This window comes from Kitasatospora sp. NPDC088783 (genome assembly GCF_044750705.1).
Lineage (GTDB): Bacteria > Actinomycetota > Actinomycetes > Streptomycetales > Streptomycetaceae > Kitasatospora > Kitasatospora fiedleri.
The window spans coordinates 80456-103439 of the sequence record NZ_JBIVKJ010000014.1 but is presented as its reverse complement, the minus strand read 5'-3'; the positions used below and the strand labels follow the sequence as shown (position 1 = coordinate 103439).

The window sequence follows — 22984 nt, the reverse complement described above, 5'->3', positions numbered from 1 at the left end:
GCGGGGTGGTTTCGACACCCCGAACGCTACGGAGCCGGCGCCCGCCGGTCCTCGGAGCGGGGGTTGATCCGCAGCGCGGAGGGCTCTCCACCCTGGGGTGGAGAGCCCTCGTGCGCGGGGCCGCCCGGCGGCGCCGCGGCCGGTCCGCCGCGGGGTCGCTCAGGCGTCGATCCGGGACCGGTCCAGGGTGGCCGCCGAGTCGACGATGAACTCCCGCCGCGGGGCGACGTCGTTGCCCATCAGCAGGTCGAAGGTCTTCTCGGCGGACTCCAGGTCGCCCAGGTTGATCCGGCGCAGGATCCGGTGCCGCGGGTCCATGGTGGTCTCGGCCAGCTGGTCGGCGTCCATCTCGCCGAGGCCCTTGTAGCGCTGGATCGGGTCCTTCCAGCGCAGCCCCTTGCCCTGGAACTGGAGCAGGGTGCGCCGCAGTTCGGCGTCGGAGTAGGTGTAGTGGTACTTCTCCTGGCCGCGCTTGGGGTTGGTCAGCTCGATCCGGTGCAGCGGCGGCACCGCGGCGAACACCCGGCCCTGCTCGACCATCGGCCGCATGTAGCGGTGGAACAGCGTCAGCAGCAGGGTGCGGATGTGCGAGCCGTCGACGTCGGCGTCGGCCATGAAGATGACCTTGCCGTAGCGGGCCTGGTCGATGTCGAACGTCCGGCCCGAGCCCGCTCCTATCACCTGGATGATCGAGGCGCACTCGGCGTTCTTGAGCATGTCGCTCACGGACGCCTTCTGGACGTTCAGGATCTTGCCGCGGATCGGCAGCAGCGCCTGGAACTCCGAGTTGCGGGCCAGCTTGGCGGTGCCGAGCGCGGAGTCGCCCTCGACGATGAACAGCTCGCTGCGGTCCACGTCGTCGCTGCGGCAGTCGGCCAGCTTGGCGGGCAGCGAGGAGGTCTCCAGCGCGGTCTTGCGGCGCTGCGCCTCCTTGTGCTGCCGGGCCGCGACCCGGGTGCGGGCGGCCGCGACGACCTTCTCCAGCACGGCCCGGGCCTGGAGCTTCTCGTCCTTCTTGGCGGAGGTCAGGAACGCCTTCAGCTCCTTGGCGACCACGGCCGCGACGATCCGGTTGGCCGCCGAGGTGCCGAGCACCTCCTTGGTCTGCCCCTCGAACTGCGGCTCGGCCAGCCGGACGGTGATGACCGCGGTCAGGCCCTCCTGCGCGTCGTCCTTGGTGATGTCGTCCTCGGCGACCCGCAGCAGCTTGGCGGCCCGCAGCGCCTCGTTGACGGACTTGGCGAGCTGCCGCTCGAAGCCGGTGACGTGGGTGCCGCCCTTGGGGGTGGAGATGATGTTGACGAAGGAGCGCTGGGTGGTGTCGTAGCCGGCGCCCCAGCGCAGCGCGATGTCCACCCCGAGCTCGCGGGTGACCTCGGTGGGGGTCATGTGCCCGAGCTCGTCGAGCACCGGGACGGTCTCCTTGAAGGTGCCCTCGCCGCGCAGCCGCAGCACGTCGGAGATCGGTCGGTCGGGGGCCAGGAACTCGCAGAACTCGCTGATCCCGCCGTCGTAGCGGAAGGTCTCCTCGGCGACCTGCTCGCTCTCGGTGAGCCGCTCGTCGCGCACCACGATGGTCAGGCCGGGCACCAGGAAGGCGGTCTGCCGGGCCCGGCTGTGCAGCGACTCCAGCGAGAGCCTGGCGTCCTTGAGGAAGATCTGCCGGTCCGCCCAGTAGCGGATCCGGGTGCCGGTGCGGGTGCGGGCGAACTTGCCCCTCCTGGTCATCCCGCTGCCGGCCTCGAACGCCGCGTCCGGCCCGTCCCCGGCGTACCGGCCGGGGGTGCCGCGCCGGAAGCTGATCGCGTGGGTGGCGCCGGAGCGGTCCACCTCGACGTCCAGCCGGGCGGAGAGCGCGTTGACCACCGAGGCGCCGACGCCGTGCAGACCGCCGGAGGCCGCGTACGAGCCGCCGCCGAACTTGCCGCCCGCGTGCAGCTTGGTCATCACCACCTCGACGCCGGACAGCCCGGTCTTGGGCTCCACGTCCACCGGGATGCCGCGCCCGTTGTCGCGGACCTCGACCGAGCCGTCCTGGTGCAGCAGCACCTCGATCCGGTCGCAGAAGCCGCCCAGGGCCTCGTCCACCGAGTTGTCGATGATCTCCCACAGGCAGTGCATCAGGCCGCGGCTGTCGGTCGACCCGATGTACATGCCCGGCCGCTTGCGGACCGCCTCGAGCCCCTCGAGGACGAGCAGATGCCGCGCGGTGTAGTCGGACCCGCCCTCACCGGTCACCAGAGAGGACGGGCCGGTCTTTTCTCCACTCACGCTCTGCACTCCTCCATGACGTTGACGGACACCCCCGCATGCTCTCAGCAACTGAGATCCGGGCCGCTGGGGCCCGCGCGCTCTGTACGCGCTGCGCGAACACGATTCCCGCCTCGGAGGCGGTTACCAGCCTGCCATCTCCTGCCGACACCACGGGTCCTGGCGGATCGGGGCGGCCGGGGAGGGCTGCGGAGCTGCTGCGATGCGGTGCAACGGGTTCCAGGACGGGGCTTATGCTCCAACCCAGCGGAGGATTATGCTACGCGGACCTCGCCCCCCGGCCCGGTCGGGAGTTCGAGGTGATCGGCCGGCCACGGGAATCGGTACGCATGAACCATCGTTGCCCGGGGCACGTCCTCATCAAGACGACGGCAGAATCCTCCAAGAGAAAAGCCACGAGCGGGAACGAATTCGACCTGGTTGGATGTTGATCCTGGTACACAGCTCGTCGAGCTAGAGAAGAGGCGACGTGACTACTGTTCTGACCCCTGCGAGCCCGCTGACCGCGGCAGACCGCTGCGACCGTTGCGGCGCTCAGGCTTACCTGCGCGTCGTCCTCTCCAGCGGCGGAGAGCTGCTGTTCTGCGCCCACCACGGGCGCAAGTTCGAGCCCGAGCTCAAGAAGATCGCCGTGGAGATACACGACGAGAGCGACCGCCTCTCCGGTACGCCGGCGGCGGCCGAGGAGGGGGAGCGCTGACGCTCCCGCTCCACCGAGCTGCCTGAAACGGCCGGGTGGCCCACCCCTCCCAGGGGCGGGCCACCCGGCCGTGGCGTTCCCGGGCCCCGGCCCGGTCCGCGCTCACAGCACCTCGTGCACGGCCTCCGAGACGGCCGCGATCCGGGTGTACACCCCGGGGTGCTCGGCCTCCGCGCAGCCCGCGCCCCAGGAGACCAGCCCGGCCAGCCGCCCGGCCACCAGCAGCGGCCCGCCGCTGTCGCCCTGGCAGGCGTCCTTGCCGCCCCGCTCCTCGCCCGCGCACACCATGCTGCGGGCGTCGTACGCGCTGTCCGAGCCGCCCGGGTAGGCGCGGCCGCAGACCTCGTCCGAGATGACCGGCACGGTGACCTGGCGCAGCGTGTTCGAGTAGCTGCCGTTGCCCCGGGTGTCGCCCCAGCCGAACACCGTGGCCGGGGTGCCCGCCGCGTACGGCTCGGTCTCGCCCGGGCCCACCATCTCCAGCACCGGCCGGCCGTCCTGCGGCTCGGCCAGGGTGAGCACCGCCACGTCCCGGGTGTTCGCGGTGAAGCTGTAGCCCGGGTCGATCCACACCCCGCGCACCGCCACCTCCCGCCCCGCGCTGCCCCGCAGGTCGTCCCGCCCGACGATCACCCGCAGCCCGGGCCGGTCGGTCGGCCGGGCCGTGGTCTCGTCGTAGAAGCAGTGCGCCGCCGTGACCACCTTGGTCGGGCTGATCAGCGCCCCGCCGCAGAACTGCCCGGAGCGGGCCGAGCCGAACTGCTGCCGGCTGGCCAGCGCCACCATCCACGGGTGGTCCCCGGTGCTGGCGCCGGTACCGCCGATGATCCGCCGCTGCGCGACGGCCGGCCCGGCCGCGCCCAGCGCGACCAGCGGGGCGGGCAGGGCGGCCAGGGCGACGAGCGCGACCGCCCGGCGGCGGAGCCGAGGCGCGAACGTGTCCAGGATGGGCACCGGTTCTCCAGGGGGTTCGGCGAGCTGGGGAGGCGCTCCGAACGGGTCCGAGCCGGTCCGGACGGAGCTGCGACAACCTGCCCAGCGTAGTCACCCCCTGACCCGCCGTGCCCGCACCGGGCCCGCCCACCACTCCATCAGGCGACCCCCGGACACGCGAACGGGCCCCTCCGCCGGTGGCGGAGGGGCCCGTCCAGGTGACGCGGGCCGACCGGGGTCAGTCCAGGTAGTCGCGCAGCACCTGGGAGCGCGACGGGTGGCGCAGCTTCGACATGGTCTTCGACTCGATCTGCCGGATGCGCTCGCGCGTCACGCCGTAGACCTTGCCGATCTCGTCCAGCGTCTTCGGCTGGCCGTCGGTCAGGCCGAAGCGCATCGAGACCACGCCCGCCTCGCGCTCGGACAGCGTGTCCAGCACCGAGTGCAGCTGCTCCTGGAGCAGGGTGAAGGAGACCGCGTCGGCCGGGACGACCGCCTCGGAGTCCTCGATCAGGTCACCGAACTCGCTGTCGCCGTCCTCGCCGAGCGGGGTGTGCAGCGAGATCGGCTCGCGGCCGTACTTCTGGACCTCGATGACCTTCTCGGGGGTCATGTCGAGTTCCTTGGCCAGCTCCTCCGGGGTGGGCTCGCGGCCCAGGTCCTGGAGCATCTGGCGCTGCACGCGGGCGAGCTTGTTGATGACCTCGACCATGTGCACCGGGATGCGGATGGTGCGGGCCTGGTCGGCCATGGCGCGGGTGATCGCCTGCCGGATCCACCAGGTGGCATAGGTGGAGAACTTGTAGCCCTTGGTGTAGTCGAACTTCTCGACCGCGCGGATCAGACCGAGGTTGCCCTCCTGGATCAGGTCCAGGAAGAGCATGCCGCGGCCGGTGTAGCGCTTGGCCAGCGAGACCACCAGGCGGAGGTTGGCCTCCAGCAGGTGGTTCTTGGCGCGGCGGCCGTCCTCGGCGATGATCTCCAGCTCGCGCTTGAGCTTCGGGGCGAGCTTGTCGGCCTGGCTCAGCTTGTCCTCGGCGAACAGGCCGGCCTCGATCCGCTTGGCGAGCTCGACCTCCTGCTCGGCGTTGAGCAGCGGGACCTTGCCGATCTGCTTGAGGTAGTCCTTGACCGGGTCGGCGGTGGCGCCGGCCACCGCGACCTGCTGGGCCGGGGCGTCGTCCTCGTCGTCGTCCGAGAGCACGAAGCCCTGGTCGGTCTCCTCCTCGGCCTCGCCCTCCTTGCCGTCGCCGGGCAGGGCCACGTCCTCGAGGAGCTCCTCCTCGCCGATGACGTCCTCTTCGCCGGCCTTGGCACCGGGCTTGGCGGCCGCGGCGGTCTTCTTGGCAGCGGTCTTCTTCGCGGGGGCGGCCTTCTTGGCCACCGCCTTCTTCGCCGGGGCGGCGGCCTTCTTGACCGCGGCCTTCGCCTCGGCGACCTCGATGGTCTCGACGCCGACCTCGGCGCCGGCCACCGCGGCCACCGAGACCGACGGGGCCACGGTCGCCGCGGGGGCGATCCGGACCGGGGGCTTGGTCTGGGCGACCGGCGTGCGGGTGGTGACCGCCTTGGTCGCGGTGCGCTTGGTGGTGCTCTTGGCCGCGACGCTCTTGCGCTTGGCGCCGGCCGGCTCGGCCGCGCTGACCATCAGCTCCACCCCCTCCTCAATCAGCACCTGGTTGAGGCTGCGCATGACGTTCTTCCACTTGGTGACCGGGATCTGGTCCGCCTCGAACGCGTGGCGCACGTCGTCACCGGCGATCTGCCCCTGGGCCTTGCCCCGCTCGATGAGCGCCAGCAGTGCCGCGGACTCGGCGATCTCGGGGGGAAGGGAACGGGATGTGCTGGCCGACACGAACAACCTCTCGGACGATGAGTGGACACGAACCCGCGCCGACCGGCCCGACTGCTCGGGCTCGGACGGGTGGACGGTGACCGGGGTCTGCAGGACGGCAGCAGCGCCGCGGACCATCACAGCCAGCTGGCTTGTGGTGATATTCCGGAGCTGCTTCCGCTCCGTACACATCGCTGCCGCCCCTCAAGTGTTACGCATGCCCGTCGTGGCGCCCGTCACACCACCCGAGGGCCGGTGCGGGCAGCCCCCGAGCGGCCTATCCGCAGGGTCGGAGCGGCCTCGTGGGCGGCGTCGCACCGGCCCGGGGACGGTCGGTCGGACGGCCGGGCTCCGACGTGCCGATGCGCCGCCGCGCCGATGTGCCGATGGCCCCTCGGCTGCGCGGGTGGGGCAGCAGAAGGGCCATCCGGTCGGAGGTCGGAGCGGCGGTCGGGGGCGGCCGCTCAGTGCTCGCGCGGCGCGGGGACGGCGTGCTCGATGTCCGGGTGGACGGTGAGCAGCGCGCGGACGGCGGCCTCGGCCGCGGTGCCGTCGCCGGTGCCGAGCGCGTCGACCAGCCGGGCGTGCAGGCTGACCGCCGAATCGGACGGGCGCTCGCAGGTGGTGCCGGAGCCGCCGGAGACCTGGAGCGCGTTGGCCACGATCCCGGACAGGTGCTCCAGCATCCGGTTCCCGGCCATCTGCAGCACCAGGCCGTGCAGTTCGGCGTCGGCCCGGGAGTAGCTGACCAGGTCGCCCTGGCTCCCGGCCTGGCCCATGATCTCGGTCAGCTCGACCAGCCGGTGCTGGACGTCCTCCCGCCCGTGCCCGGCCGCCAGGCGCGCGGCCAGCGGCTCGATCGCCCAGCGCAGCTCGAACAGCTCGCGGCGCTGCTCGTCGCGCTGCGGGCCGAAGGCGCGCCACTCGATGATGTCGGGGTCCAGCAGGTTCCAGTCGCTCACCGGGCGGACCCGGGTGCCGACGTTCGGCCGGGCCGAGACCAGGCCCTTGGCCTCCAGCACCCGGAGCGACTCGCGCACCACGGTGCGGGAGACCTCGAAGCGCTGGCCGATCTCCTCCGGCACCAGCGGACGGTCGGCGCCCAGGTCTCCGGAGACGATCATCTGGCCGAGCTGCTGGACCAGCTGGCCGTGCAGACCGCGGCCGCGGCTGCTGGTGGTCTTCCGACCGACCCGGGAGAGGTCGCTCTCCGCACCCTCCCAGCGGGGGGCGGGCGGAGTCGGGCGGTCGGCGTACGGGAAACGGTCCAACTCGGAGGCGGAGATCGACTCGGCCTGGCGAGCGGCGGTCACGGTGGGGTGCGCAAGGGTACTCACGCCATCCTTTGTCGGCGATCGGCGGAGTCGCCTTGAGCATTCTCGTGAAAAGCACACGAAAGGGTGATCGGCCGTGTCTGGATAATTGACTTCTTATCAGCCGGAAATGCGCATACCGGTCATCAGGCACGGATTTCCCATGCACCACGCCCGCCCCGGCTGTCACACCGTCAGGGCTCCTTCCGCCAGCACTCCCCCGGACTCTCCCGCGCTCTCCCCGTAGCGCGGGGCCGACAGGTGCCCGGTCAGAGGCTCCGGCGGCGCAGTTGTGCCAGCACTGCCACCAGCACCAGCAGGGCGGCCGGGACCAGCAGCGCGGCGACCACCACGCCGTCCAGCGCGCCGGCGGTCCGGTCGGCGGCGTCGCGGACCCAGTCCAGGCCGTACTGGAAGGGCATCAACTCCCGCACCCAGACCGGCCAGTTGCGGCCCGTGCGGTGCAGCAGCAGACCGGTGGTGGGCTCCAGCAGGGCGGGCAGCGCACCGGTCAGCAGGACGCCGACGACGGCGCTGCGCACCAGCGAGGTGATCAGCAGACCGGCCCAGCCGCCCGCCACCGCCAGCACCACGAACGCCGCCAGCGGGCGGCCGACCCCGCCCGCCGCGAACGGACCGGCGGGCAGGCCCGACAGGTCGAGCACCGCCGACGCGTCCACTCCGCCGGGCAGCGCGAGCCGCACCGCGAGGGCATTCACCCCGAGGGCCACCACCGCCAGCAGGACCGCCGCCGCGCCCACCACCAGCGACTTCGCGAGCAGCGCGCCCAGTCGGCGCCCCAGGGTGACCCGCGAGGCGGACAGGCCGGGCCAGCGCGCCTCGTTGCCGTAGGCCAGCGCGCCGAGCACCGCCGCCGCGAGCGCGGTCAGCGGCAGCGGCAGGACCGGCACCACCGCCGCGACCGACCGCACCGCGTCCGGCACCGCCAACTCCCCGGCGGGCAGCCGGTGCGCCGAGAACGCCGCCACCGCCGCGTTCACCAGCAGTGCCCCCACGACCACCACCCACGTGGAGCGCACCCCGCGCAGCCGACGCACCTCACTCGCCACCACTCGCACGGTCACTCACTCCCGTTCTCGTCGCCGACGGCACTCCGCCGCACCGTCCCTTGCGGGTCCACCGCACCCGTTCCGCCCGGCCGGACCTCCCCCGACTCCTGCGGCCGCCCGGCAGGTTCGACCCGTTCGGCTCGTTCGGCTCGTCCTGTCCGTTCGGTCGGTTCGCCTCGCTCGGCCGGGCGCAGTTCGGTGGCGTCGGCCGACCAGGGGCGTCCCGGGAAGGGGCGGACGGGGTCGGCGGAACGGGGGCCGACTCCCCTGATCCGGGCGGGAGTCAGCAGCTCCGCGTCGGTCGGGTTGGCGGCCAGGTGCTCGGTGTCGATCGCGGCGGGGCCCGCCACCGGCTCCCCCACCACTCGTTCCGTCTCCCGCGCCGCCCCTGCCGTCCTCGCCGCCCCCGCCGACCGGCCGAGCGCGGAGGCACCGCGGGGCGTCCGCCTGGTCAGGTCGACGCCGGGGGCCTGCGGCGCCTGAACGGGGGCGGTCGGCGCGGGCACGGACACGGCGTGGTCCTGCACCCGGACCTGAGCCGACCCCGGCCCGCGCCCTTCTCCCCTGCCCTTGCCCTCGCCCTCGGCCGCTCCCGCTCCCGCTCCCTTTCCCCGAGCCGGCGGGTTCGGCGCGAGGGCGGCCGCGGCCCAACGGCCGGCCTGTAGGCCGCGGTGGTCGAGCGGGCGCTCGGACTCCGGCCCGGCGGGGCGGCCGACGGTCGCGGGCCGGTGCTCGCCGGGGCCGACCGCGGCGGGCTGCCCGGTGCGGTCGGGTTGCGGCTGCCCGCCCGCGTCCTGACGGGCCTTCACCTCGGGGGCCGCGCCCTGGCGGACCGTCCGGATCGACACCTGGCCGGAGCGGCCCGAACTGCTCGGCAGGGCGGAGGGGTAGGAGACCGGGCGCCGGACCACGCGGTCGGCCAGCTCGTGCAGCAGGATGCCGTTGCGGTAGGCGAGTTCGCCGACCTCGGTGCGGTCGATGCCGCTCACCGCGAGACCGGCGCCGCCGTCCCGCCGGACCTGGCCGCCCTGGGCGACCAGCAGGTCCGCGAGGCGGGCCATCTGCGGCCCCCGGACCAGGACTTCGGGGTGCAGCCTGGTGCGGCGGAACTCCACCACCGGCTGGTCGGCGGCCAGTCGGCCCGCGTCCAGGGTGACCACCCGGTCGGCGAGGGCAGCGGCCTGCTCCGGGGAGCGGGTGGTCGTCAGCACGGTGCCGCCCGAGAGCGCGAAGGAGCGCAGGAAGGCCCCGAACCACTCCTCGCCGTTCGGGGACAGGCCCTCGGTGGGGGCGTCCAGCAGCAGCGTCGAGGGGTTTCCGAGCAGGGCCGCGGCCAGCGCGAGGCGGCGGTGCATGCCGGGCGAGAAGGTGCCGATCCGGTGGCCGGCGACGGCGGCGAGCCGGGTCTGCTCCAGCAGGTCGTCGGCGCGGCGCGCCGGGACGCCGATCGCACCGGCCAGCATCCGCAGGTGGGACCGGGCCCGCTGTCCGGGGTGCCCGGCCTCCGGGCGGCCGGAGGGCAGCAGGACGCCGATCTCCCGCTCCGGACGCCGCATCCGCCGGTACGTCCGGCCGTCGAACAGGGTGAGGCCGTGGCCGCGCTCCAACCCCACCATCAGCCGGAGCGCGGTCGACTTGCCCGCGCCCTCGTCCCCGAGCAGCGCGGTGACCATCCCGGGACGGGCGTCGAAGGTCAGGTCCAGCACCGCGGGAGGACGCCCCCGCCGGTACGCCTTGGTCAGTCCGGTGATCTGGATCATCGCCGCCCGCTCCCTCGCCCGCCGACAGACCGGGGATGTCCACCTGGCCCGAGCCTGCACAGTAGGACGCGGAAGCGGTGAAACCAGGCATTCCGGATGGGTCGTGGGCGGTGTTAGCGCCGACCTCACCCGTACAGGGGACAGCCCTCCCGCCGGGCTGACGCTTTCCTCACGGACCGTCACCACCCGTCGGCAGCAACGGTTTCGACACCGGCACCGGCCGTACCGCGTCGATCAGCACCCCCGCCACGGGCTCCGGGGAGCGCGGGTCAGGACTCGGGGCGCAGCATCGGGGGGTTGAGGACGGTGGCGCCGCCGGCGGTGAACAGCTGGGCGGGGCGGCCGCCCTGACGGGTCGTGGTGCCGCCGGAGGGCAGCAGGAAGCCCGGGGTGCCGGTCACCTTGCGGTGGAAGTTGCGCGGGTCGAGCACCACGCCCCAGACCGCCTCGTAGACCCGGCGCAGCTCGCCGACGGTGAACTCCGGGGGGCAGAAGGCGGTGGCCAGCGAGGAGTACTCGATCTTGGAGCGGGCCCGCTCCACCCCGTCCGTCAGGATCTGGCCGTGGTCGAATGCGAGCAGCACGCCGTCGTTGCGCTCCTCGCCGAGCAGTTCGCTCACCGGTGCCCACCGGGCGCTGCTGGCGTCGCCGCCCGCACGCGGCGAGGGAAGGTCCGGGGCGAGGACCAGGTACGCGACGCTCACCACCCGCATCCGCGGGTCCCGCTGCGGGTGCCCGTAGGTGGCGAGCTGCTCCAGGTGCGCGCCCGCGGGGGTCTGTCCGCCCGGGAGGCTGCCCGGCAGCGACTGCGCCCGCAGCCCGGTCTCCTCCGCCAACTCGCGGGACGCCGCCTCGGCCAGGCCCTCGTCCAGCCGCACGAAGCCGCCGGGCAGTGCCCAGTACTCCTTGAACGGCGCCTCGCCGCGCTTCACCAGCAGGGCGCACAGCTCATGGTCGCGCACCGTCAGCACCACGAGGTCAACCGTGACTGCGAACGGGGGGAAGGCCGACGGGTCATAACGCGACATGGCGTCGATCTTAGTCGTCTCTCTGACGATAATCACAGACCACAGTGCCTTTCCCCTCTCTTCGCCCCACCCCGTCGCGGTGGGGCGCTCAGCTGGCGGCGAGTTGCAGGAACGACGGCGCCTCCTCCACGACCGCGACGCCGATCCGGCTGACCCGGACCGAGAACGGCTCGCCGGCCACCCGCAGGCCGGTCAGTTCCAGTGCGCCCAAGGGGGCGGTGCTCGCCGGGCGGGTGGCCACCCGCCCGGACGGGACGTCGGGCCGGACGCCCGCCAGCGAGAGGACCAGGTGCACGGCCGCCGCCGCGGAGACCGCGGCCGGACGGCAGGCCGCCGGGTGCGGGACGGGCGGGCAGTCGGCGACCTTCTGCTCACCGGCGTACATCTCCGGCAGGCGGCCCTCGAAGTGCGCGGACGCCTCCAGCAGGCCCTCCAGCAGGATTTCGGCCTCCCGCTCGAACCCGGCGTCCACCAGCCCGCTCACCGCGAGCGCGGTCTCCTGGACCCGCACCGCGCCGCTGCGGTGGCCGAGCGGGTTGAACCGGGGGGACTTCGCGCTCAGGGTGCGCAGGCCCCAGCCGCAGTCGAACTCCGGGGTCACCAGGCGCTGGGCCAGCAGCCTGGTCTGCTCGCGGTCGAGCAGACCTTCGTGCAGTTCGCCCTCGGCGGCCAGGCCAAGGTCGAAGAGGTGGACCAGGGTGGAGGCGACGGCCGGCACCGGCCGGTCCGGGGCCAGCAGGGCGGCTGCCGGACGGCCGCCGGACAGGTCGTCGATCCAGAACTGCTCCCGGAACCGTTCCCGCAACTCGGCTGCCCAGGAACGCCATTGGGCGGCGCCCGGCCGGTCGAAGGCGTCGAGCAGGTCCGCGCCCTGGAGGGCCGCCCGGTGGGCCTGCGCCTGGACCTCGCACCTGGCCGGGCCGGGGCGCGCGGCGCGCTCCTCCGCCGGGCGCCCGAAGTCGGCGACGAACCCGACCGGGCCGTCCGGACCCTCCACCACCGCGGACCGCAGCGCGCCGAGGGCCCGCTCCGCCGCCGGCAGCAGTTCGGCGACCTCGGCCCGGGGCATGCCCCAGCGCCAGGCTTCCGCCAGCACCGTGACGAACAGCAGGGTCGCCTCCGTCGCGGTGCAACTGGCCGGCAGCTCGGGGCCGCCGTGCCGCAGCGGACCGGGGATCACCCCGTCCATCGCCTGGGCCGCCGCACCGGCCTCGCCACCGGGCGGGTTCGGCCCGCCGACCGGGCCGGGGGCGCTCCCCGGCACCGGCCCGGCCGCACCGCCCTCCGGGGCCGACCCGCCGTCACCCGGAGCGGAGTCGGCCGGTCGGACTGCGGGGGCGGGAACGGCAACGGGAGCGGCGGGGGCGGTGGTGGCCTGCGGGGCCGCCTGGTGCTGACGGCGGGCGACCGCCCGCAGGGTGCCGGCGGCGAGCCGGGTGCCCAGCGGCAGGGTCATCCTGGCGGCCCAGAGCGCGTCGGCGGCGGTGAGGCCGAAGCGCCAGGGCGCGCCCGAGGCGGTGTACAGGTCGGTGGGCCGGTCCGCGTCGGCGAGCAGCAGGCCGCCCAGCGAATCCAGGGCCCGGGAGACCAGCCGGGCGGCCCGGCGGTCGTCGGCCCGGACCTCGGGCTCGGACCAGGGCAGCGGCACCCCGGGACCGCGCCCGGTCGGCGGCCGGCCCGTCGACGGGGTCTCCAGCTCGGCCCGGAGGTCGACCGACCAGCGGGCGCCGGGCTGGATCTCCAAGTCCCAGCGCAGCACGCCCGCACCGGCCAGCACCGCGTGCGGCGAGGGCCGTGCGCTGACGGTGGCCGCCCGGCCCTGGCCGACCCAGCGCAGGCCGGACGACTGGACCTGGCCCGGCAGGTCGGCCGAACGGCGGCCCGCCGCGATGTCGGTGAGCAGGCCGAGGTCGGTGCCGAGCGCGATCTCCAGCGGGAGCCGGGCCGGGCGGGCGCCCGTGTTGCGGACCGTCACCGTCTCGGCGCCGTCGGCGTGCCGCAGCCGCTCGACCGTCAGTGCCGGGTCCGGGTCGAGGTCGCCCGGTACCCGGACCGAGCCGACGAACCGGGCCGCCGCCGTGGACGTCAGGGTGCCCTGGAGCGGGAGCGGCTCCATGCCGCCCAGCCGCAGCTCCATCCGGGCCAGGGTGCGCACCCCGTGCCGGAAGAAGCCGTGCAGGCCCTGGCCCCGCAGCTGGCCGTCCGGCCCGGATGACGCCATGCCGGGGGCGTTGACGCACAGCACGTCGTGCGCGGCGGAGGGCTGCGGTCTGGGCGGCGCCGCCGGACCGGGCTGCCGGGCCGCCCCGGCGGCGGGCGCGCCCGCCACCTGCTCGGACCGGCCCACCGGCGCTCCGCCCGGAACCGGCGACTGGTCGGCGCGCGGGACCGGCCCGCCCCGTCCGGCCATCGGATGGCCCGGGGCCTGCCGCGTCACGGTGCCGTACGGCGGGGTGCCGCCCCCGTACGGCGCACCGCCGGCGGGGGTGCCGTAGGGGGGCGTGCCCGCCGGGGCCGCGTAGGGGTGGGCTGCTGCCGGGTGAGGGGCACCCGAGGGCGGCCCGGGCGGCGGCGTGCCGTGCGGGGGCACGCCGCCGTGCGAGGGCGTCCCGTAGGCCGGGGTGCCGTGCAGGGGGGTGCCGTAGGCCGGGGTGCCGGGAACCGCCGGGCCGGCTCCGGGCGTCCCAGGGGCGGGAGCGCCGGGCATGCCGGTGCCGTACGGGGGCGTGGCCTGGCGGGGAGGCGGAGGGCCGACCGGCCGGGCGGGTGGCGCGGGGGCGTCACCGGGGACCGGTGGGGTGGCAGGGGGCAGCGACTGGGGTGCTGCGTGGGGTGGCCTTGAGTCGGTCACCGGGTTCTCCTCCCCTCGACCGGCCGAGGGCTGCGGGCCCGGTCGGCCGCGAGCGTGCTCGATCGCGGACTGTGCTGCTCTGCCGCCGGAACACGCGGCTCTGACTCTGGTCGGACCGGACCACCGGTGCTCCGCCCCGGTCGGGGTGGTGTCCCGGACCGGACGCCGGGGCCGCCCGGGAGCCGGCTGCGCCGGGTCGAACGACGCGTGGCCGGCACCCGACGCGGTCGGCCCGGCCGGGGTGGACCCGGAGGTGCCGGTTCGGGTGGTGGTGTTCTGCAGATTGAACGCACCACACCTGCCCCAGGTCACGCCCGCCCGGCGGACGTCCGGTCGGAGGCGGCCGTGGGCCGAGGGTGGTTCGGCGCTCCGCGACCGGCGCCCGGGGCGCCCGCTGTGTCGTGGTGCCGTTCGAGGTTCTCCGCATGTGGCGGACGCCCCCCGGCGGCTCCTGTCCGCCGTCAGGATACGGTGCGAGGACGACAGCGGACGCACCGGTGACCCCGGTGATCGGCGCCGCGACCAGCCTGTGACCAGCTCGCACCTAGGAGTTGCATGTCCTCCCTCAGCCGCATCCCCGGAATCGTCACCACCGACCACGTCTTCCGGGTGCCGCTGGACCACAGTGCCCCCGGCGGTGAGTCGATCGAGGTCTACGCCCGTGAGGTGGTGGCCGCCGGACGCGAGCACGACGAGCTGCCGTGGCTGGTGTACCTGCAGGGCGGCCCGGGTGGGAAGGCCAACCGGCCGATGGGCCGGGACGGTTGGCTGGACCGGGCGCTCGACGACTACCGGGTGCTGCTGCTGGACCAGCGCGGCACCGGCCGCTCCACCCCCGCCAACCGGCAGACCCTGGCCCGGCGCGGCGACGCCCGGCAACAGGCCGAGTACCTGGCGCACTTCCGCGCCGACTCGATCGTCCGGGACGCCGAACTGATCCGCCGCCGGCTGCTCGGCGACGACGCCCGGTGGAGCCTGCTGGGGCAGAGCTTCGGCGGCTTCTGCACCCTGACGTACCTCTCGCTGGCCCCGGAGCACCTGCGCGAGGCCTTCGTCACCGGCGGCCTGGCCGGTCTGCGCCGCTCGGCGGACGAGGTCTACCGCGCGGCCTACCCCCGCGTCGCCCGCAAGAACGCCGGTCACTACGCGCGCTTCCCCCAGGACGTGGCGGCGGTACGGCGAATCGCGGCGCACCTGGTCGAGCGGCCCGCGACCCTTCCCGACGGCGGCACGCTGACCGTCCAGGCGTTCCAGGCGCTGGGCATCCTGCTGGGCGGCGGCTCGGGCTCCTACGTCCTGCACTACCTGCTGGAGGAGGCCTGGGTGGAGGGCGCGGACGGACCCGAGCTCTCCGACACCTTCCTGGCCGGGGCGCAGTCGCACCTGTCCTTCGCCCAGAACCCCCTGTACGCCGTCCTGCACGAGTCGATCTACGGGCAGCGCTCGGTCGACGCCGGGGCCACCGACTGGTCGGCGGAGCGGGTGCGCGAGGAGTTCCCCGAGTTCGACGCGGAGGCGGCGCTGGCCGGGGACGGGCCGGTGCTGCTGACCGGCGAGATGATCCACCCCTGGATGTTCGAGACCGACCCGGCGCTGCGGCCGCTGCGCGAGACGGCGCAGCTGCTGGCGGAGCGCACCGACTGGCCCGACCTGTACGACCTGCCGCGCCTGGCGTCGAACCAGGTACCGGTGTACGCGGCGGTGTACCACGACGACATGTACGTGGACACGGCGCATTCGCTGGAGACGGCGGACACGGTGGCCGGTACCCGGGTCTGGGTCACCAACGAGTGGGAGCACGACGGCGTGCGCACCAGTGGGCGGACGGTGCTGGACCGGCTGATCCGGATGGCGCGCGGCGAGGTCTAGCCGACTGCTCCGCAACCGCGGGTCGAGGGTTCGCATGTCAGTCTCCGATCACGTGTCGGTTTCGGTGCACCCGGACGTGCCGGACGCGGACTCCCGCCGGAAGGAAGCGGTGCGGACGCGGACGGCGCCCCGGGTCGGGTCGGCAGGCCGCGGCGGACGGCCCGTCGGTCACGGCGGGCGGGGCGGGCGGGGCGGGCGGGGCGGGGGGACGGCCGTCGCCCGGGCTCTCGCTTCCTCCCGGCCCGGGCCCGTCCGGCTCGTTGCCCGGTGCCAGGTCCGGGGCCGGTGCCGGTGCCGAATCCGGCCCCGGCGCGGGTGCGGGTGCGGGGCACCTCGGTGCGGGCTCGGCCGCATCAGCTCCGGGACCGGGACCGGCCTGGGGCCGGTCCGGGCCTCGGTGGTCGAAGCAGTCGTCCGGTCCGTGCGGAGGGGTGCTGCCGCCGTCGACCGCTTCTCCGCCGGGCCCTGCGGGTTCCGCGGACTGCGGGGCCGGTGCGTCGCGCAGCCGGGTGGTGCGCTCGCGGCGGACCACCCGGAGCAGGGCTTCCGGGGCGATGCCGGAGTTCAGTGATTCGTAGAGGAGTTGGGCCAGGGTGTAGCCGGGTTCCAGTTCCAGTGCTCTGGCCAGCACGATCCGTGCCGTGGCCGAGTCTCCGGCCAGCCAGGACGTCCAGGCCAGCAGGGTCATCGGCGGGACGGCGAGGTGTTCGAACGGGTCGACGCAGCGCTGGACCAGGAACCGCCACAACCGCTGGGCGGTGGCGAGTTCGTCCGGTTCGGCGTACTCGGCGGCGCGGTCCCGGCCGAGTTTGTCCTGCATGCCGATCAGCAGCCTGGCGGTGCGGGCGGCATCCAACTCGCTTGCTCCGGCAGAGAATTCGGCCATCGCCTCGGCGAGCACCCCGGCGGTGCGCTCGACGGCCGCGGCCCGGCCGCCGGGGCCGGCCAGTTCGCGGATGAAGGGCGGCCCGGCGTCCTCCAGGGCGCGGCGCTGCACCTCGGAGAGCGGTGGGCCGACCGGGGCCAGCCCCGCCACGATCGCCTTGCGGCTGCCCCGCGGGGCGAGGCCCGCGTAGGTGGCCGCCGCGGCGAGCGGGCTGGGCTGGTGGGCCGCCCGGACCGGAGTGCCGTCCGGCGGACAGCAGTCGACTCCGGTGCACAGAAAGGACCACCAGCGGCCGGCGGAGACGCACAGCGACTCCTTGACGACCACCCGTTCCTCCTGGAAGGCCCGGGCGAGCGCGTCGGCCAGCGGGCGGAGCCGGGTCAGCACGGCGTGCCCGCCGCCGCCGGGCGCGCGGTCGTCCCCGGCGGGATCCCGGCACAGGTACAGCAGGACTTGGACGGGGCGGTGGGCTCGCTGCTCGGACAGCTCGACCAGCAGCCGGGCGGATTCCGCCGCGGTGCGCTCCCAGCAGGCCGGGTCCTCCGGGATGTCGATCCGGATCACGCCGCCCTGGTCGAGCGCGGTGCCCTGCAGACCCACCGCGACGATGCTGTCGTCGGGGAAGAAGCCCAGCAGGTACGGGAGCATCTCCGCCATGTCGGCGGGGCCGCGCAGCCGGACCGGGAGGTGGCCGGGGCGCGGGACGGGGGTGGTGGTGCGGTCGTCTGCGGTCATGGCGGAAAGCTTGGACCGGATCGCGGTCGGCTGCGGACAATTCGCCCCAGCCTGTGGATAAGTCGGGGGGTTCAGCATCTCTGCTCCCTGAATCACCCGGATTTTCGGCGATTACGGCGATTTCACAGCAGCTCAACCGATGAACGCCACTCTGTCCACAGCCCGGCATTCGCGGTCCGTCCGTGCCGCACGGTATCCATGACCTCATGCAGACGCGCGAACTCCCCCCGACCACCCCCGCCGACCGCGACGCCGTCCGGGCCGCCGCGGAAGCCGTGCTGCGCGACCTCGCCGGCCCGGGCGCGGCCCTGCGCGAGGACCAGTGGAAGGCCATCGAGGCGCTGGTGGTGGACAGTCGGCGCGCCCTGGTCGTCCAGCGCACCGGCTGGGGCAAGTCCGCCGTCTACTTCATCGCCACGGCGCTGCTCCGCGAACGCGGCGCCGGACCGACGGTGATCGTCTCCCCGCTCCTCGCCCTGATGCGCAACCAGGTCGACTCGGCCGCCCGGGCGGGCATCCGCGCCCGGACGATCAACTCGGCCAACCCGGAGGAGTGGTCGGAGATCCAGCAGGAGGTCGCCGACGGCCAGGTCGACGTCCTCCTGGTCAGCCCGGAGCGGCTGAACAACCCCGACTTCCGGGACCACGTGCTGCCCAAGCTCGCCGCCTCCACCGGCCTGCTGGTGGTGGACGAGGCCCACTGCATCTCCGACTGGGGCCACGACTTCCGGCCCGACTACCGGCGGCTGCGCACCATGCTCGCCGAGCTCTCCCCCGGCGTCCCGGTGCTGGCGACCACGGCGACCGCGAACGCCCGGGTCACCGCGGACGTCGCGGAGCAGCTCGGCACCGGGGCCGGTGACGAGCAGGCGCTGGTGCTGCGCGGGCCGCTGGACCGGGAGAGCCTCAGCCTGGCGGTGCTGGCGCTGCCCGACCCGGCGCACCGGCTGGCCTGGCTGGCCGACCACCTGCCCGACCTCCCCGGCTCCGGCATCGTGTACACCCTCACGGTGGCCGCCGCCGAGGAGGTCACCGAGTTCCTGCGCGGGCGCGGGTACCAGGTCGCCTCCTACTCCGGGCGGACCGAGGACGCGGAGCGCCGCGAGGCCGAGGCGGCGCTGCTGGACAACCGGGTCAAGGCGCTGGTCGCCACCTCCGCGCTCGGCATGGGCTTCGACAAGCCGGACCTGGGCTTCGTGGTGCACCTCGGGTCGCCGAGCTCCCCGATCGCCTACTACCAGCAGGTCGGCCGGGCCGGCCGCGGCGTGGACCGGGCCGAGGTGCTGCTGCTCCCCGGCCGGGAGGACGAGGCGATCTGGCGGTACTTCGCCTCGATCGGCTTCCCCGCCGAGGAGCAGGTCCGCCGCACGCTGGACGCGCTGTCCGAGGCGGGCCGCCCGCTCTCCACCGCCGCGCTGGAGACCTCGGTCGACCTCCGCCGCACCAGGCTGGAGACGATGCTCAAGGTGCTCGACGTGGACGGCGCGGTCCGCCGGGTGCGCGGCGGTTGGGAGGCCACCGGGCAGGCGTGGCAGTACGACGCCGCGCGGTACGCCAAGGTCGCCCGGGCCCGCGAGGCCGAACAGCAGGCGATGCGCGAGTACGTGGCCACCGAGGGCTGCCGGATGGAGTTCCTGCGCCGCCAGCTCGACGACCCCGAGGCGGCCCCGTGCGGCCGGTGCGACCGCTGCACCCCGGCCCGGCACTCCGCCGAGGCCTCCACCGGGGCGCTGGACGCGGCCCGGGCCGCCCTCGGCCGCCCCGGTGTCTCCTTCGAGACCCGGCGGATGTGGCCCACCGGCATGGAGTCCCTCGGCATCCCGCTGAAGGGCCGGATCCCGGCGACCCAGCAGGCCGAGCCGGGGCGCGCCCTGGGCCGGCTGTCCGACATCGGCTGGGGCAGCCGGCTGCGCTCGCTGCTGGACGAGCGCTCCCCGGACGGGCCGCTGCCGCGCGAGGTGCTGGACGCGATGGTCGGGGTGGTCGCGGACTGGGCCAGGGGCCCCGGCGGCTGGGCCGGGCCGGCCGGTCCGGACGGCCAGCAGCTCGCCCGTCCGGTCGGGGTGGTCGCGCTCGACTCGTCCACCCGTCCCCGACTGGTGTCCGACCTGGCCGGCGGCCTGGCCTCGATCGGGCGGATGCCGCTGCTCGGGCGGGTCGAGTACGCCACCGGGGAGCCGCCGCACGGCCCGCGCAGCAACAGCGCCCAGCGGCTGCGCTCGGTCGCCGGTGCGCTCACCCTCGCGCCGGGCCTGGCCGACGCGCTGGCCGCCGCGCCGGGCCCGGTCCTGCTGGTCGACGACCTGGTGGACTCGGGCTGGACGCTGACGGTGGCCGCCCGGCTGCTCCGCCAGGCCGGTGCCACCGCGGTGCTCCCGCTCGTCCTCGCCGTCCGGGGGTGAGGCCGGGCTCCGCGACCGTCCCGGGACCGCCGGCGGCCGGAAGGCGTGTGCGCCGGCGGCCGGAAGGCGTGCGCGCCGGCGGCCGGGCGGGGCGGTGCGCCCGACCGCGGGGAGCGGCGTACACCGGAACGTTTCGGGCCGTACACCCTGCGCTCACCGGAAGGTCAGCCGAATGGCCCCGTCGGGGGCGTGGAACATACCCGGCAGAAGCGCGGATTTCGGGCTGCGATCGTCATTTCATCATTGCCGCTCGGACTGCTCTCGCCCGAGAATTGGAAGGTATCCAGTACCCGGTCCTCCGGACCCGGTCTTCGGCGTACGCTCGCGCGCTCCAGGGGCGCGGGCTCGGGAAGGAGGATCGTGATCAACGGCATCGACCGAGGTCCTTCCCACCACGACAGCCACCGGACCATCAGCCTGCCGGAGTGGAAGAGCTACGGCGTGCCGCTCCTGCGGGCCCCACGGGAGTTCGTCACCGAGCTGCACCGGCGGCACCTCCCGCAGCCGGGCACCACGGTGGTCGCGGTGCTGAGCGCCGAGAACCGGGTGACTGCCTCCGCCTCGTTCGGCGTCCGACCGCAGTTCAGCGACGGGTGGGACCACCGCAACGCGCTGCTCGGCCATCTCCGCCGGGTCACCCCGCACGACCTGAAGCGGTCCAGCCCCAGCCGGACGGCCGTCCTACTGCGCTGCCGCGAAGGCGGCCCGGACTGGACCGAGCAGGACGGCGCCTGGATGTGGGCGCTGCGCGCCGCCGCCGAACTGCACGGGCTGCGCTGCGGCTCGTACCTGACGCTCACTCCGGCCGGCTGGCAGTCGCTCGGCGACGGCCGGCGCGGACGCAACCCGCACTCCGGGTCGTGGGCGCGCGGCCCGGTCCACACCGTCACCGAACTGCCGCCGCGCGTCCCGCTCGGGGTGCCCGCCGCGCCGCCCGAGCCACCGCTCCCCCAGCAGCCGCCGATCGCCCCGGTCACCTCGCTGAGCGCGATCCGCGCGCTGGAGGAGTCCCACGACGGCCGGAGCGCCCGCCGCACCGCCGCCCGCTGAGCGGACGGCGCGCGCCGAGCGCGGGGAACCCAAACGCCGACCAAGGGTCGACGAACCGGCCCGCCTACCCGTCCACCGCCGCCCCGCCGGGCCCGCCCGCCGTGCCGGAGGACGGCACCACGGACGAACACCGCCGGACGGGCAGCGCAGAACGAATGGGAGAGCAGACAGGACAGACAGGACAGACGGGACAGACAGGACGGGACGGAACGAGGCGGAAGGGACGGAGCGGTGCTCAGGCGAACAGCGGGGCGACGGTGTCCGTCTCGCCGCAGACCACCAGGAGCTTCGCGGCCCGCTCCAGCGCCTTGCGCGCCGCAGCGGCCACCCGCTCCGAGCGGCCCTCGTTGACCACCAGCACCACCACGTCCCGGCGGAGCGGGCGCGTCGTGGCGGCGTCGGCGTAGAACACGTCGCCGCCGTCGGCGAGCTGCGCCCAGTAGCGCTCCTCGCCGAAGCTGAGCTCGTGCTCCTGCCAGGGGTGCGCCTCGCCGACCGTCAGGACCAGCACGTCGCCGGGGCGGCGGCCGGACTCCAGCAGGGCGTCGACGGCCTCGTCGGCACGGTCGATCGCCTCGGCTGCGGCGGCGGGCAGGAGTTGGACGTCCGGCCGACCGGGGCGCGGCGCGGAGCCGGGCCTGGGACGGGCCGGGGGCCGCGGGCCGGGGACCGGACGGTCGGCACGGGGCGGGGCGGGGCGCGGCGGACCGGGGCGGGGGCCCGGGACCGGAGCGGCGATGGCGGTGGAGGAAGGCATACGGGGGGCAGGTGCGTCCGACTTGTGGGGAAGGGGAACGCCGGGGCCCGGGATCGTCTCGTGAATCTCCGGCTCCTCGGGGAAGACAGGCATACCCGGATTCCTATCAAATGCCGGTCGGATGCGCACGGGCACCCCACCACTTGGAAGTGTGGCGCACTGTGCGCGCACCGGCGGCAACGCTCGGATGACCGGTGGATGAACCCTGACGAACCGTCAGGAAACAGGACCGCCGGGCTCCGGAGAACGGCTGTCGACCCGCTCCGAACGTCGGGGGAAATTCCGGAGAACCGGGCTCAGAAACCAAGCGAGAGCTGCTCGCCGGCGTCGACCGGGACGCGCTGCCGCTTGAGGTGGCTCCAGCGCGGCAGCCCGTCCAGGTAGGCCCAGGACAGGCGGTGGTGCTCGGTGGGGCCGAGCTCCTCCAGTGCGGCGCGGTGGGTGGGCGACGGGTAGCCGGCGTTCTCCCCGAAGGCGAACCGCGGGTGGTCCGTGCCGATTTCGGCCATCAGCGCGTCCCGCCGGACCTTCGCCAGCACCGAGGCGGCGGACACGCAGACGCAGGACTGGTCGCCCTTGATCACCGTGCGGACCTTCCAGGGGCCGCCCAGGTAGTCGTGCTTGCCGTCCAGGATCACCGCGTCGGGCCGCACCGGGAGCTCCTCCAGGGCGCGGACGGCGGCCAGTCGGAGCGCGGCCGTCATCCCGAGGTCGTCGCACTCCCGGGCCGAGGCGGACCCGATCGCGTACGCCGTCACCCACTCCTCCAGGAGCGGGGCGAGCGCGACCCGGCGCCGCTCGGTCAGCAGCTTGGAGTCGGTCAGCCCCTCGGGCGGGCGGCGCAGCCCGGTGACGGCCGCGCCGACCATGACCGGACCGGCCCAGGCGCCCCGGCCGACCTCGTCCAGCCCGACCACCACACGGGCGCCGGCCTGGCGCAGGGAGCGCTCGACCGCGTGGGTCGGGGGGTCGTACGGCATCGGGGTTCCGTTCACTGGAGTGGGGCGGACCGGACGGGACCGGGGCGGGGCGCGCCGGTGCTCCCCGCCCCCATCAGCGTACGCCGCCGCGCCGACGCCCCCGCCGCTCCGGCCGGACCGTCGGCAGCAGGACCTGCTCCAGCAGCTCGACGCCGAACGCCCCGCCGACCGCGCCGCCGCAGAGCTCGGCCCGGTGGAGCAGCACCGCCGGGAGCACGTCGGCGACCGCGGGCACCACCGCGCCCCGGCGGACGTCGCCGCGGGCCGCGCCCCGGCGGAGGACGCCGAGGATCACCCCGGTGGTCGGCGCGATCACCCGGTCCTGCGGGAAGTCCTTGGAGGAGTCGGCGCGCTCCTGGTCGAGTTCGCCCGTCAGGGTGCGGATGGCGGCGCCGATCGGCGAGCCCGTCGCTCCGGCGCGGGTCTCGGTGACGTGCCACGACTCGGCCCGGACGGAGCCGAGGTCGGGAACCTCGGTGACGGGTGGCAGCGCCCGTACGGCCGCCGGGGCGGCCCCGGCCACGGACACGGAGTCGTGGCCAGAG

At 74.8% G+C, this 22984-nt stretch carries 16 protein-coding genes; 4 read left to right on the top strand and 12 right to left on the bottom strand.

The annotated features are described in order from the left end of the window. Positions 1-159 precede the first annotated feature (159 nt). Positions 160-2271, bottom strand: coding sequence for a type IIA DNA topoisomerase subunit B (locus ACIP60_RS30575; protein WP_400690424.1), 2112 nt, complete (start codon positions 2269-2271; stop codon positions 160-162). A gap of 469 nt (positions 2272-2740) precedes the next feature. Here ACIP60_RS30575 and ACIP60_RS30570 point away from each other — a divergent pair, with 469 nt between their 5' ends. After that, positions 2741-2971 (top strand): hypothetical protein, encoded by a 231-nt coding sequence (locus ACIP60_RS30570; RefSeq protein ID WP_100840376.1) that lies wholly within the window; start codon positions 2741-2743, stop codon positions 2969-2971. Between the two features lie 102 nt (positions 2972-3073). Here the strand turns inward: ACIP60_RS30570 and ACIP60_RS30565 are convergent, their stop codons facing one another. The 7 genes from ACIP60_RS30565 to ACIP60_RS30535 form a co-directional block, all read right to left on the bottom strand. Next, positions 3074-3925: a S1 family peptidase gene (locus ACIP60_RS30565; RefSeq protein WP_400690420.1), complete on the bottom strand. Its 852-nt coding sequence runs from the start codon at positions 3923-3925 to the stop codon at positions 3074-3076. Positions 3926-4142: 217 nt separating this feature from the next. Beyond that, positions 4143-5759: an RNA polymerase sigma factor gene (locus ACIP60_RS30560; protein ID WP_400690418.1), complete on the bottom strand. Its 1617-nt coding sequence runs from the start codon at positions 5757-5759 to the stop codon at positions 4143-4145. Positions 5760-6202: 443 nt separating this feature from the next. Then, positions 6203-7075 (bottom strand): FadR/GntR family transcriptional regulator, encoded by an 873-nt coding sequence (locus tag ACIP60_RS30555; RefSeq protein ID WP_400690416.1) that lies wholly within the window; start codon positions 7073-7075, stop codon positions 6203-6205. 245 nt (positions 7076-7320) lie between these two features. Beyond that, complete coding sequence (locus tag ACIP60_RS30550) at positions 7321-8121, bottom strand: hypothetical protein (protein WP_400690413.1); 801 nt, start codon at positions 8119-8121, stop codon at positions 7321-7323. An 11-nt stretch (positions 8122-8132) separates the two neighbouring features. Then, positions 8133-9881, bottom strand: a complete 1749-nt coding sequence (locus tag ACIP60_RS30545) for an ATP-binding cassette domain-containing protein (RefSeq protein ID WP_400690410.1) — start codon at positions 9879-9881, stop codon at positions 8133-8135. 269 nt (positions 9882-10150) lie between these two features. Beyond that, positions 10151-10909: an NUDIX domain-containing protein gene (locus tag ACIP60_RS30540; protein WP_100840382.1), complete on the bottom strand. Its 759-nt coding sequence runs from the start codon at positions 10907-10909 to the stop codon at positions 10151-10153. 88 nt (positions 10910-10997) lie between these two features. Further along, a complete protein-coding gene (locus tag ACIP60_RS30535) occupies positions 10998-13256 on the bottom strand; it encodes a glycogen debranching N-terminal domain-containing protein (RefSeq protein ID WP_400690406.1) in 2259 nt (752 codons plus the stop codon). Positions 13257-14315: 1059 nt separating this feature from the next. Here ACIP60_RS30535 and ACIP60_RS30530 point away from each other — a divergent pair. Beyond that, positions 14316-15629, top strand: a complete 1314-nt coding sequence (locus tag ACIP60_RS30530; RefSeq protein ID WP_400690403.1) for an alpha/beta fold hydrolase — start codon at positions 14316-14318, stop codon at positions 15627-15629. A 37-nt stretch (positions 15630-15666) separates the two neighbouring features. On the opposite strand, the gene ACIP60_RS30525 is transcribed toward ACIP60_RS30530, so the two are convergent. Next, positions 15667-17250, bottom strand: coding sequence for a DUF4192 domain-containing protein (locus ACIP60_RS30525; protein WP_400690401.1), 1584 nt, complete (start codon positions 17248-17250; stop codon positions 15667-15669). 206 nt (positions 17251-17456) lie between these two features. On the opposite strand from ACIP60_RS30525, the gene ACIP60_RS30520 reads away from it, so the two are divergent. Together ACIP60_RS30520 and ACIP60_RS30515 are read left to right on the top strand one after the other, a co-directional pair. Further along, complete coding sequence (locus ACIP60_RS30520; protein WP_400690398.1) at positions 17457-19652, top strand: RecQ family ATP-dependent DNA helicase; 2196 nt, start codon at positions 17457-17459, stop codon at positions 19650-19652. A gap of 363 nt (positions 19653-20015) precedes the next feature. Continuing rightward, positions 20016-20702, top strand: coding sequence for a hypothetical protein (locus tag ACIP60_RS30515; RefSeq protein ID WP_400690513.1), 687 nt, complete (start codon positions 20016-20018; stop codon positions 20700-20702). A 235-nt stretch (positions 20703-20937) separates the two neighbouring features. On the opposite strand, the gene ACIP60_RS30510 is transcribed toward ACIP60_RS30515, so the two are convergent. From ACIP60_RS30510 to ACIP60_RS30500, 3 genes are all read right to left on the bottom strand, one after another. Further along, positions 20938-21459 (bottom strand): hypothetical protein, encoded by a 522-nt coding sequence (locus ACIP60_RS30510; RefSeq protein ID WP_400690395.1) that lies wholly within the window; start codon positions 21457-21459, stop codon positions 20938-20940. Positions 21460-21755: 296 nt separating this feature from the next. Then, positions 21756-22439 (bottom strand): ribonuclease HII, encoded by a 684-nt coding sequence (locus tag ACIP60_RS30505; protein WP_400690393.1) that lies wholly within the window; start codon positions 22437-22439, stop codon positions 21756-21758. Between the two features lie 73 nt (positions 22440-22512). Beyond that, positions 22513-22968, bottom strand: a complete 456-nt coding sequence (locus tag ACIP60_RS30500; protein ID WP_400690390.1) for a TetR-like C-terminal domain-containing protein — start codon at positions 22966-22968, stop codon at positions 22513-22515. Positions 22969-22984: the final 16 nt, after the last annotated feature.